Source organism: Halomonas sp. NyZ770 (genome assembly GCF_020616575.1).
Taxonomy (GTDB): domain Bacteria; phylum Pseudomonadota; class Gammaproteobacteria; order Pseudomonadales; family Halomonadaceae; genus Vreelandella; species Vreelandella hamiltonii.
This window is the reverse complement of sequence record NZ_CP085143.1, coordinates 2,939,477-2,951,268: the sequence shown is the minus strand read 5'-3', so window position 1 is coordinate 2,951,268 and position 11,792 is coordinate 2,939,477. Positions and strand designations below refer to the sequence as shown.

Below are 11,792 nucleotides of genomic sequence, written 5' to 3'. Positions count from 1 at the left end.
GGCAGCATACGTCGCTGCCCCGTGACGCTTAGTAAGTTTGCATCAGATAATCATACGCGTTTTTGATGCGCTGAAAACGTGCCGAGGCCAGCGCCACCTGATGTTCGCTTTCCGAATAGAACCGGTCGGGGTGATGCAGTTGCGCCATGCGCCGGTAGGCCTTGCGCACTTCTGTCTTGCTGGCGCCTGGCATCAGCCCCAGCACGGCCAGCGCTCGGGTGGTGCGGTCGGGCGGTGGCGGAGGATTGGTCGCGCGCTGGTAACGCTCGCGGCGTGCCTGTTCTGCCCGGGCCTGCTCCTGCTGTCGGCGGGCGTGCTCACGACGAGCCTGTTCGGCGCGAGCCTGCTCTTGGCGCTGCTGCTCTGCACGTGCGTGCTCCTGGGCTTGCTCGGCGCGCTGCTTGGCCTGACGCGCTTCCTCCTTGCGCTGCTGTTTTTGCTGTTGGCGCTGCGCGCGTGCGTGCTGCTTGTCGGCCTTGGCGCGCTGCTGCTGTTCGGCCTGCGCCTGGGCGGCCTGTTCTCGCTCGGCGGCCTGGGCTTCCTGCTCGGCCTTGTGGGCGTAATACGCCGGGTCGTGCACCTGCCAGTAGGCATCGCGGCTGGGGTCTTCCGGGGCTCGCAGCGGCTTGCCGGTCAGTTCCTGAAACAGGGTGTTCAAGGTGGCGGGCACCACGTTCAGCAGGTCGGCCAGAAAGCGCAGGATATAGTGATTGGCCAGCGACAGCTCGCCATCGTCGGTGGCCACCGTGATGGCTTGATGCATCACGCTGAGGCTGCGCTCCCTGGAGCACTCCTTGCGCACGACTTCGGCGGCCAGTTGAATGGCGTGAAGGTCCTGGCTATGGGCAATGCTCATGACCGGGCCCAGCTCGTGCCCATGGCGAAACTGCGCGCTGACCTGGGCCAGCCGACGTCGGCGTTGCCCCTCGGAAACGTGCTGGCGATGCACGAGCACCCAGCCAAGCAGCAATAGCGTGGCCGTATCCACTTGGCTACGACTTTTTAGCAGCAGCAGCTCAAAGGGTGAAAAACGGGCGATGGGCATCCCTGGGCTCCAAGGCGAAGAAGTAAAGCGCTGATCCATGCCATGCGCTTCATGGCGCGGTCTTCACGGCACAGTCCTCATGGTACAGTCCTCATGGCGCAGTCTTGATGGTATGGCTCTGTGGTATCAAGGTGCGCTGGCAGACGACGCTCTGCCAGCCGTACTAGCGAGCTCACCATGGTATATCATCGAGTCTGGCATGAAAGCAGGAGATAAGTGAGGGTGATCAACGTTGAACGTAAAAATAGCTTCCAACTGCGCCTGTCTCGACGGCTGAAGGAAGAGACCTCACATACGCTGGATGTGTACTTGTTCGTGCCTCAGGAGCTGGGGCTGAGTACGCACATCATCTCCGAAGAAGCATTTTATCACGCTGCCATCAACGTCTCGCGCACTTACTACAGCGACGAGTACCATCTGCCGCTGGTGCATAGCCGCCTGGCCAGCCGTAACCAGCTGGGCAGCGACTCCTACCGCTTGAGCCTCAGTCTCTACGCCTACCAGTACGTGGTGGCCCTGGAGCGAACCACCCAGGGCATGCTCTCCACGGCCCGTAAACTGCGTCGCCTGCAGGGTGAGGAGAAGAGCAGCACCCACGACAAGGCGAGCGAGCTTTACGATCAGCTGGTCGAGATGAGCGACCTGAGCGACGGCATTCTCAAGCGCTTGCGGCGTAACCCGCCCACCGATGAACGGCTCTATAAATACTTTGCCAACATCGACAACTATCTTTCCTGGTTCACCGAGCAGCAGCTGTTGGCGCTGGTGGCCCACATGCCCAAGGGCGGGGAGTTCAGCGAGGTCAAACGACGCCTGGTGACCATCTGCCACCGCGAAGGCGAGTACCGCGAGCAGCAGGAGTACAACGCCGAGCGCGTACGCGATGACCCCACCCGCATGTCCAACAAGATGCGCCTGCTGCGTCGGCTGATCGAATACCCGATCACGCTGAAGCAGCGTGCGCTGGAGCTGGGTAGCGGCGAACAGAAAGCCGTCAAGGCCCTGGCCACCGCGGTGGTCATGGCCTTCGTGTCGCTGGGGGTACTGCACCTGCGCGACGTGATTGGCGACATCACCGCACTGTTCGTGCTGGCCATGGCGCTGCTCTACGCCATGCGCGAAGTGTTCAAGGACGACCTGCGCAATACCCTATGGCGATGGCTGAGAAGAGGCCGACCCAAGTGGCGGCGACAATACATCGACCCTACCCGCAATGCGCTGGTCGGACGGCAGCTCGAATGGTTCGACTACAAGCGCTATACCGCCCTCGACCAGGACATACAGCAGATGCGGCGGCGCACGGTGGCCCAGCGTGAAGAGGTGGTCATGCACTATCGCTCCAGCTCGCGCATGTCCCCCACACGCTTCTTGAGTGGTTATGAGCATACCCGCGAAACCCTGAGCATAGACCTCTCCATGCTGACCCGCCTGATGAGCAAGGATAAGCACCATATCTATCGCCTGAAAGAGGGGCAGGCGGTGCGGGAAAGCGTCGAGCGCCGCCACCTGTTCAACCTGGTGGTGCGCGAAACGGGCAGCGAAGATGCCCCTTACCTGGCGCGCTGGAAAGTCGTGGTCAGCCGCTCGGGCATCGTGGATGTCGAGCGCGTCGCCGAGAATCGCCCCGACGAAGCCCCTGTCTGAACAGCAATAGAACCTGACGCCAGCGCGTCGGTGGTGTTCGACTAAAATCCAATAAGTAAACGTTTACTCTTTTTGAGTAAACGTTTACTTTTCTCCTCAGCGCTCACTCTCGTGAGCAAGTACCTATCAACGCTGAGGAGAACGACATGACACTCCGAGTCACCGTATGGGGCGAAAACGTCCACGAACAAACCAACGACGTAGTGGCGCGTATTTACCCCACCGGCATGCACCAGTGCATCGCCGATGGGTTGAATGAAGCGGAAGCGCTAACGGCCACGGCGGTCACGCTGCAAGACCCGGCGCAGGGGCTTGACGAAGAGACGCTGGAGAATACCGACGTGCTGCTGTGGTGGGGCCACGCCGCCCACGGCGACGTGCTGGAAGAGACCGTCGACCGCGTGCAAACGCGCGTGCTGCAGGGAATGGGCTTGATCGTGCTGCACTCCGGCCACTACTCGAAAATCTTCAAACGTTTGATGGGCACTACCTGCTCACTGAAATGGCGGGAAGCCGGTGAGCGTGAGCGGCTCTGGGTAGTGAATCCTGGCCACCCCATCGTGCAAGGGCTCGGGGATTACATTGAACTGCCCCATACCGAAATGTACGGCGAACCCTTTGCGGTGCCCAACCCGGACGAGGTGATTTTCATCAGTGCCTTCGAAGGCGGCGAAGTGTTCCGCTCCGGCCTGACCTACAAGCGCGGTAACGGCAAGATTTTCTACTTCCGTCCCGGCCACGAAACCTACCCGATCTACTACGACGAGCAGGTAAAGCGGGTGCTCAAGAACGCCGTGGTCTGGGCGCAGCCGGAAGGCTCCCGGTGGATCGACAGCTGCCCCAACGTCCCCGCCGACCAGGCGCCCAACCCGGTCGAGATCAAGGGCGAAAGCTTGCACAAACCTGGTGAGGAGGGCTTCAAATGATCCGTATCGCGATTATTGGCGCGGGCAGCATGGCGGGGGAGCACGCCAAGCACTATGGCCGACTCGAAGGTGTCGAAGTGGTTGCCGTATGCGACCGTGATTTCCCCAAGGCGCAGGCCTTCGCCGAGCGCCATGGCATTGCCGATGTTTACCAGTCGCTGGACGACATGCTGGCCCGCGACGATATCCACGCGGTGAGCAATGTCACTCCGGATGGCGTGCATAAGGCCACGTCGCTGGCAGCCATTGCGGCGGGTAAACACATCCTGTGTGAAAAGCCCCTGGCCACCAATGCGGAGGATGCCCACGAGATGGTCGCTGCCGCCCAGGCCGCCAAGGTCATCAACATGGTCAACCTGAGCTACCGTGACGCCCCCGCCATTCAGCACGCCCGAGCGCTGATTACCGGCGGCGCCATCGGCACCGTTCGCCACGTGGATGCCAGCTATCGCCAGAGCTGGCTGGTCAGCAACGCCTGGGGGCGCTGGGATGAGGATAGCCAGTGGCTCTGGCGGCTCTCGGAAGCCCACGGCAGCAAAGGCGTGCTGGGCGATGTGGGCGTGCATATCGTCGATTTTGCCAGCTTCCCGGTGGGCGATATCACCCGCGTCAACTGCGAACTCACCTGCTTCGACAAAGCCCCGGACAACCGCATCGGCGACTACCTGCTGGATGCCAACGACACGGCGCTGATGCGCGTGCGCTTTGCCAACGGCGCCATGGGCACGATTCAGGCAACCCGCTGGGCAACCGGGCACCACAACTCGCTGACGCTGAGCGTTCACGGCGACAAGGGTGCGATCCGCGTGGATCTCGACGCCTCCAAGGATGACGTTCAGGTGTGCCTGAACGATGACGTGCATCCCGCTCGCTGGAGCACCGTCAAGGCGCCGCCCACGCCCAGCATCTACCAGCGCTTTATCGAGAGCATTCGCACTGGGGAAAACGACCAGCCCGACTTTGCCCGGGGCGCGGCCATTCAAACCGTGCTGGATGCCTGTTTCGTTTCCAGCCTGGAGGACCGCAGCCTGGCAATTGCCAGTTGATCAGCAGATTTCATCGAGCATATCTGACCGCAAGACACCCAATAACAAGATGAGGATTCCACGATGCGCTCAACATTGAAAACACCGTTGCTGCTGATGACGTTACTGCCTGTGGCACTGCCTGCTCTGGCCGCCGAGATCACCGTGGCCTGTGGCGATGGCGGGGCGGCGGATTTCTGCCCGGCGCTTGCCCAGCGCTGGGCAGAAGCCAACGGCCATCAGGTCAATATCGTCACCACGCCAGCCTCGCCCACGGAAAAGCTTTCGCTGTATCAACAGCTGCTGGGCAGCCAGTCTCGGGATGTCGATGTGCTGATGGTGGATATCGTCTGGCCGGGGCTGCTGGCAGAGCACCTGGTGGATTTGAACGAGTACCTGCCGGAAGGCGCCACCGAGGGGTTCATTCCCTCGCTGATGGACAACAATACCGTGCAAGGCAAGCTGGTGGCCCTGCCGTGGTTTACCGATGCCGGGCTGCTCTACTACCGCCATGACCTGCTGGAGCAGTACGGTGAAGAGGTGCCGCACTCCTGGCAAGCGCTCACCGACACCGCTCGGCGTATTCAAAACGCCGAGCGGGAGGCTGGTAATGAGCGCATGCATGGCTTCGTCTTCCAGGGGCGGGCCTACGAAGGGCTAACCACCAACGCCTTGGAGTGGGTGGCCAGCTACGGCGGTGGCACCTTTGTGGATGCCGACGGACAGGTCACCGTCAATAACCCTCAGGCCGTGGAAGCGCTGGCGCTGGCGGCTTCCTGGATAGGTGATATCAGCCCGGAAGGTGTACGCAACTACATGGAAGAGGAAGCGCGAGGCGTATTCCAGGCGGGCAACGCGGTGTTCATGCGCAACTGGCCCTACGCGTGGTCGCTGGGCCAGGCGGACGGAACGCCGATCCAGCACAAATTCAGCGTGGCGCCGCTGCCCAGTGGGCCTGAAGGCCAGTCGGTGGCCACCCTGGGCGGTTGGAACTGGGCGGTGTCTCGCTACTCGGCGCACCCTGACGTGGCCGCTGAGCTGGTGGCCTATCTGACCGCCGAAGCCCAGCAGAAAGCCCACGCCATCGAGTTTGGCCGTAACCCCACGCGCCCGGCACTGTATGAGGATGACGAGGTGCTGGCCGCGCAGCCGTTCATTGGCGAGCTCTACGAGACGGTCATGAAGGGCGTGCCGCGCCCCGCCAGCGTGACCGGCAGCGCTTACCCACGGGTGTCGAATGCCGTGTTCAACCGGATGCACGATGCGCTATCGGGCAACATGACGGCGGAGCAGGCCGTGCAGCAGCTGGAGGGAGAACTCTCGCGCCTGGGAAGACGCGGCTGGTAACGCAAGGGCTTGGCTGGCACGGGGTTGCTTGCTCAGGGGGCGGCGATTTTCCGCCCCGCTTTTTGTACAATCAAGCCCCCCAACGGCGGCTGAGGCCAGGCATGAAACAGCACACATCGAGCGCACCGGCGGCGACCATCCGCGAAATTGCCCGGCGTGCCGAGGTATCCATCGCGTCGGTCAGCCGAGCCTTGAACGGCAAGCCCGGGCTGAGCGACGCGCTGCGCGAGCGGATTCTGACCATCAGCCGTGAGCTGGCCTATCAACCCAGCGCCGCCGCCCGCCAACTGATCAGCGGTAAGGCGGCGGTGGTGGGGATCTCCCTTGGGCGACAGGATATCGAGCTGCGGCCTTACTACATTCTGCTCTACCAGCACCTGACCGTGGCCCTGCACCAGCAAGGCATGGTACCGGTGTTTTTTCACCACGATCAGACCCATGAGCTGCCCGAGCGGGCAGGAGCCGCGATCTTGCTGGGCGAAACGGCAGAAGATGCCAGGCCAGGCCTTCTGAAGGCAGCGGGCGTTCCCTTCGTACGGATTGGCAACGCAGGAGACGGCTTTTCGGTGGCCCCGGACGATGTCTCGGGCATTTACCAGATGACGCAGCACCTGATCGAACAGGGGCGAACGCGGATTGCGTTTGTGGGGGGAGAGCTGGACGTGCCGCGGCCTCTCAGCCGCCTTTCCGGGTATCAGCGTGCCGTCACCGAAGCGGGGCTCAGCGAACAGTTGATCAGCCTGCCGCATCGGCTGACCTCGGACTCCCTGACCAGCTATCGCCAGCTCAACCGCCTGCTCAAGGAGCGCGCAGACGCATCCTTGCCCTTCGACGCGCTGGTCTGTGCCACCGACGAGCTGGCGCTGGGCTGCGTGGCCGCTCTGGAAGACAGCGGTATTCGTGTGCCCAGCGAGGTAGCCGTCACCGGCTTTGACGACCTGCCCACCCTGGCCACGGGGTTGACCACGGTACGCCAGGACATTGCCGCCATTGCGGCAATGAGCGTGGAACTGCTGGGCGATGCGTTGGCAGGAAAAGCGCCCCGGCACGTGTCGCTGCCGGTGGCGCTAGTGCTGCGGGAAACTGCTTAACGCCCCGGCAGCTGCTCCGGCCCAAAAGCGTCGGGCAGCAGGCTGTCCATGGTGTAGGTTTTCAACACCTCGCCCTGTTTGGAGAGCACCATGATCTGCGTGCTGGGGGTGGCGAATTCGCGGATGCGCTGGCGGCAGTCGCCGCAGGGCGTGCAGAGGTGCTCGCCGGGGCCCATCACGTAGACCCTGGCCAGCTCGCGCTGGCCAGCGGTAACCATGGCAGAAATCGCCGAGGCTTCGGCACACAGCCCTTTGTAGTGGGCGACTTCCACGTTGCTACCGGCAAACTGCTGGCCGTCGGGGCACTCCATCACCGCCGCCACGGGGTGGTTGGAGTAGGGCGCGTAGGCGTTGCCCAGGGTGCTCAGCAGCGTGTCGACCAATGCCTGATCCGCGTGGCTCATGGCGCTATTCTCTCTTTGTGTTCAGGATGTCTATGGGCTCAAGACGCCGGGCATTACGCCTTGGCGGCGTCATCGCGCAGAACGGTGTCGAGGGCAATCACCATCATGTCGTTGAAAGTGGTTTGGCGGTCGGCACTGGAGAGCGAGTCACCTTTCAGAATGTGGTCGGAGACGGTGCAGATGGTCAGTGCACGGGCACCGAACTCGGCGGCCACGCCGTACAGGCCTGCGGCTTCCATCTCGACGCCGACGATGCCGTAACGCTTCATCAGCTCGGCCATGTCGGTCTGAGGGTTGTAGAACAGGTCCGCCGAGAAAATGTTGCCGACTTTCACGGCGACGTTCTGCGCTTTGGCGGCCGCCACGGCGTGGCTGGCCAGCTCGAAGTCGGCAATGGCGGCCAGGTCGTGGTCATTGAAGCGCATGCGGTTCACTTTGGAGTCGGTGCTGGCACCCAGCCCGATCACCACGTCGCGCACGTTGACATCGTCACGTACCGCGCCGCAGGAGCCCACGCGGATGATCGACTTCACGCCGTAATCGGTAATCAGCTCTTTGGCATAGATCGACACGGAGGGGATGCCCATTCCGTGGCCCATGACGGAAATCTCGCGGCCTTTGTAGGTGCCGGTGTAGCCGAACATGCTGCGCACGTCGTTGACCTGGCGCACGTTCTCCAGGTAGGTGTCGGCGATGTACTTGGCGCGCAGCGGGTCGCCAGGCATCAGGACGGTATCGGCGAAATCGCCCATTTCGGCGTTGATATGCGGGGTAGCCATGAAACTCTCCTATCTGAACAGGGAGCCTGAACCCCGCCGTGCGGGTTTCAGGCCGTGCACGTTGACGTGCCAGTGATGCGTTATCGGCGCTTAGGCCGCGTCAGGTAAAAAGCTCTCGCCGTCGGCCATGGCGTCTACGGCGAAGAACGCCGCGAGGGTTTGGCCAATGTCGGCAAAGGTGCCGCGCTCGCCCAACGGGCCGGGGGCGAAGCCTGCGCCGCGTACCATGATCGGCACGTATTCGCGGGTGTGCTCGGTGCCTTCCCAACTGGGGTCGCAGCCGTGGTCGGCGGTGAGCAGCAGCAGGTCGTCGTCATCGAGGGCTGCCAGCAGCTCCGGCAGGCGGGCGTCGAAGTGCTCCAGCGCGGCGGCGTAGCCCGGTACGTCCCGGCGATGGCCGTAGACCGAATCGAAATCCACGAAGTTGGTCATGATCATGGTCGGGCGGTCGCTGGTCTCGTTGGCGGTGCGCGCGACTTCCGCCAGGGTGGCATCCATCAGGGCATCGTGGCCGCTGGCCTTGACCTTGTGGGTAATGCCGCAGTGGGCGTAGATGTCGGCGATCTTGCCAATCGACACCACTTCGCCCCCGGCATCGGCGAGCTTTTGCAGCACGGTGGGGCTGGGCGGCTCGACGCTGTAGTCGCGGCGGTTGCCGGTGCGCGCAAAGCTTTCGCGGTCTTCGCCAATGAACGGCCGAGCGATGACGCGGCCAATGTTGTAAGGCTCCAGCAGCTCGCGGACGGTTTCGCACAGCGCATAGAGGCGCTCCAGGCCGAAGTGCTCCTCATGGGCGGCAATCTGGAACACGGAGTCGGCCGAGGTGTACACGATCGGCTTGCCGGTGGCGATATGCTCTTCGCCCAGGCGAGCGATGATCTCGGTGCCTGAGGCGTGGCAGTTGCCGATCACGCCGGTCAGCTCCGCTTCCCGAATGATGGCGTCCAGCAGTTCCAGGGGAAAGCTGTCGGTTTTATCGAGGAAGTAGCCCCAGTCGAAACGCACCGGCACACCGGCAATTTCCCAGTGGCCGGAAGGGGTGTCCTTGCCGCTGGAGATCTCTTTGGCGTGGGCGTAAGCGCCCGTCAGTTGGTCGGGCAAACTGACGCCTTCCGCCACGCTGCCAGTGGCGTCGCGGTGGGCGTGGAACAGACCTAGCGCGGCCATGTTGGGCAGCGACAATGGGCCGGAACGCTCGGCGGTGTCGGCTTCGCCACGGGCACAAGCGGCGGCGATGTGGCCCAGAGTATCTGACCCCTGGTCGCCAAAGGAGGCGGCATCGGGGGCGCTACCGATCCCGAAAGAGTCGAGTACCAGGACGATGGCGCGGCGCATCAGGCTTCTCCTCGGAAGGTCTCTTGCAACAGGGTGTCGGCGGTGGCGTCGGCATCGCCAATGGTGACCGCCCCACGGAGCTGAGCAGCGGCACGGGCCGCGGCCTCTTCCGTGCGGGCGTGGACGATGGCCAGCGGGCGCTGGCTATCCACACGGTCGCCGATTTCGACGATGTCGCTAAAGCCCACGCTGTGGTCGACGCTGGCGTCGTTACGCAGACGGCCGCCGCCCAGCTCCACCACGCTCATGCCCACGGCGCGGGTATCGAAACGCTGTACGATACCGCTCTGCTCGGGGTAGACCGCTTGAACGACCGGGGCGGTGGCCAGGTAGCTGTCCGAACGCTCCATGAAGTCGGCGGGGCCGCCCAGTTCGCGCACCATACGGGCAAACACTTCTGCCGCCGCGCCAGAGGTCAGCGCTTTGTCCAGCTTGGCGAGGGCTTCTTCGCGGTTGGCCACCAGCTTGCCCGCAATCAGCATTTCAACGGCCAGTTCGCGGGTGACCTGCATCACGCGGCTGTTGGCTCGCTCGCCGCGCAGCAGCGCCAGGGTTTCGACGATTTCTACCGCGTTACCGGCACACGGGGCCAGCGGCTGGCTCATGTCGGTGAGCAGGGCGGTGGTGGGTGTGCCTGCCTGGGTGGCCACGTTGGCGATGCTTTTGGCCAGTTCGCGTGACTTTTCCGGGGTGGGCATGAACGCGCCGCTGCCCACTTTGACGTCCATTACCAGGGCGTCCAGGCCAGAGGCCAGCTTTTTGCCCAGAATCGAGGCCGTGATCAGCGGGATGGATTCCACGGTGGCGGTGACATCTCGCACGCCGTAGATGCGCTTGTCGGCCGGGGCGAGGTTGCCGGTTTGGCCGATGATCGCCACGCCGGTGGATTTCACCACCTCACTGAAACGCTCGGGGGCGGGGTAGGGGTCGTAGCCGGGGATCGATTCCAGCTTGTCCAGGGTTCCGCCGGTGTGACCCAGGCCACGGCCGGAAATCATCGGCACGAAGGCGCCGCAGGCCGCGACCCACGGGCCCAGCACCAGCGATACCAGATCACCCACGCCGCCGGTGGAGTGCTTGTCCACGATGGGGCCGGGCAGGTTGAGGGAATCCCACTGCATGACGTGGCCAGAATCGCGCGTCGCGGTGGTCAATGCCACGACTTCTTCGCGGCTCATGCCATTCAGAAAGACCGACATGGTGAAGGCGCCGATCTGCGCATCGCTGATACGGTCATCGGCGATGCCCTGCACGAACGCCTTGATCTCTTCAGCGGGCAGCGGCTGGCCGTCGCGCTTCAGGCGAATCAGTTCTTGAGGGAGCAGCGCGTGGTGAGAAGCGTTGGACGACATTTAGTAGCCTCCGTTGGTGGTGGAGAGCAGCGCCGCGTCAGCGCCACCGTCGAGTGTGTTCAACAAGTTGCCCAGCAGGCTGGAGGCACCAAACCGGAAGTGTGCCGGGGTGACCCACTGCGGCCCCATGATGTCGGCTGCCAGCGCAAGGTACTCAGCGGCTTCTTCTGCGCTGCGTACGCCGCCGGCGGCTTTGAAGCCAACGTCTTTGCCGCTGGCCTTGATGGCCTTGAGCATGATCTCGGCGGCTTCCAGCGTGGCATTGACCGGCACTTTTCCGGTCGAGGTCTTGATGAAATCCGCGCCGCCTTCGATGGCCAGCTCACTGGCACGTTGGATCAGCGCAGGGTCCTTGAGTTCGCCGGATTCGATGATGACTTTCAGCAATGCCTGGCCACCACAGGCGGCCTTGCACATTTCCACCAGCTCGCGGCCAGTCTCTTCATCGCCTGCCATCAAGGCGCGGTAGGGAAACACCACGTCGACTTCATGAGCACCCGATGCCACGGCTTCTCGGGTTTCACGGGCCGCGCCCATGATGTCATCGCCCCCATGGGGGAAGTTGGTGACCGTGGCGATCTTGACCTGATCATCCAGCTTGTGGGCGCCCAGCGCGCGGGCTGCCGTGACGATGAACGAGGGGTAAACGCACACCGCTGCCGGGTGGCCGTAGGGGGTCTTGACCTGCTGGCACAGCGCTTCGATCACGCTGTCGGTGTCGCTGTCGTTCAGGCTGGTGAGGTCCATTAACGTCAGGGCGTGACGGGCGGCCTGGATAAGCTGGGGGGAAGCGGTGGCAGTCATGAAGTTCTCATCAATCGGTAAAAGACAAAACGGGCACTGC

The 11,792-nt window shown here is 63.2% G+C and carries 11 protein-coding genes; 5 read left to right on the top strand and 6 right to left on the bottom strand.

Annotated features, from left to right (window positions below):
• Nucleotides 1–28: 28 nt before the first annotated feature.
• Nucleotides 29–1,045: a J domain-containing protein gene (locus tag LG409_RS13705; RefSeq protein WP_096922461.1), complete on the bottom strand. Its 1,017-nt coding sequence runs from the start codon at nt 1,043–1,045 to the stop codon at nt 29–31.
• Nucleotides 1,046–1,267: 222 nt separating this feature from the next.
• On the opposite strand from LG409_RS13705, the gene LG409_RS13700 reads away from it, so the two are divergent.
• From LG409_RS13700 to LG409_RS13680, 5 genes are all read left to right on the top strand, one after another.
• Entirely contained in the window at nt 1,268–2,689 is a 1,422-nt protein-coding gene (locus LG409_RS13700; protein WP_039176754.1) for a hypothetical protein, read from the top strand.
• A 146-nt stretch (nt 2,690–2,835) separates the two neighbouring features.
• The gene (locus LG409_RS13695; protein WP_016914684.1) at nt 2,836–3,615 is read left to right on the top strand and encodes a ThuA domain-containing protein; all 780 of its coding nucleotides are present in this window, start codon (nt 2,836–2,838) and stop codon (nt 3,613–3,615) included.
• The gene (locus tag LG409_RS13690; protein ID WP_039176747.1) at nt 3,612–4,661 is read left to right on the top strand and encodes a Gfo/Idh/MocA family protein; all 1,050 of its coding nucleotides are present in this window, start codon (nt 3,612–3,614) and stop codon (nt 4,659–4,661) included. Before LG409_RS13695 ends, LG409_RS13690 begins: the two co-directional genes overlap by 4 nt.
• Nucleotides 4,662–4,724: 63 nt before the next feature.
• Nucleotides 4,725–5,987 carry an ABC transporter substrate-binding protein gene (locus LG409_RS13685; RefSeq protein WP_039176744.1) on the top strand — a complete coding sequence of 421 codons (1,263 nt, stop codon included), beginning with the start codon at nt 4,725–4,727 and terminating at the stop codon, nt 5,985–5,987.
• A gap of 101 nt (nt 5,988–6,088) precedes the next feature.
• A complete protein-coding gene (locus tag LG409_RS13680) occupies nt 6,089–7,078 on the top strand; it encodes a LacI family DNA-binding transcriptional regulator (RefSeq protein WP_227406905.1) in 990 nt (329 codons plus the stop codon).
• Here the strand turns inward: LG409_RS13680 and cdd are convergent.
• The 5 genes from cdd to deoC all read right to left on the bottom strand — a co-directional run bounded on the left by cdd (nt 7,075) and on the right by deoC (nt 11,752).
• A complete protein-coding gene (cdd, locus tag LG409_RS13675) occupies nt 7,075–7,482 on the bottom strand; it encodes a cytidine deaminase (RefSeq protein WP_227406904.1) in 408 nt (135 codons plus the stop codon). The two genes, LG409_RS13680 and cdd, sit on opposite strands and share 4 nt — an antisense overlap.
• A 53-nt stretch (nt 7,483–7,535) precedes the next feature.
• A complete protein-coding gene (deoD, locus tag LG409_RS13670; protein ID WP_016914679.1) occupies nt 7,536–8,261 on the bottom strand; it encodes a purine-nucleoside phosphorylase in 726 nt (241 codons plus the stop codon).
• A gap of 90 nt (nt 8,262–8,351) precedes the next feature.
• Nucleotides 8,352–9,596 (bottom strand): phosphopentomutase, encoded by a 1,245-nt coding sequence (locus tag LG409_RS13665; RefSeq protein ID WP_227406903.1) that lies wholly within the window; start codon nt 9,594–9,596, stop codon nt 8,352–8,354.
• Nucleotides 9,596–10,948 carry a thymidine phosphorylase gene (gene deoA / locus LG409_RS13660; protein ID WP_227406902.1) on the bottom strand — a complete coding sequence of 451 codons (1,353 nt, stop codon included), beginning with the start codon at nt 10,946–10,948 and terminating at the stop codon, nt 9,596–9,598. Before deoA ends, LG409_RS13665 begins: the two co-directional genes overlap by 1 nt.
• Nucleotides 10,949–11,752 (bottom strand): deoxyribose-phosphate aldolase, encoded by an 804-nt coding sequence (gene deoC / locus LG409_RS13655; RefSeq protein WP_227406901.1) that lies wholly within the window; start codon nt 11,750–11,752, stop codon nt 10,949–10,951.
• Between the last annotated feature and the right edge of the window lie 40 nt (nt 11,753–11,792).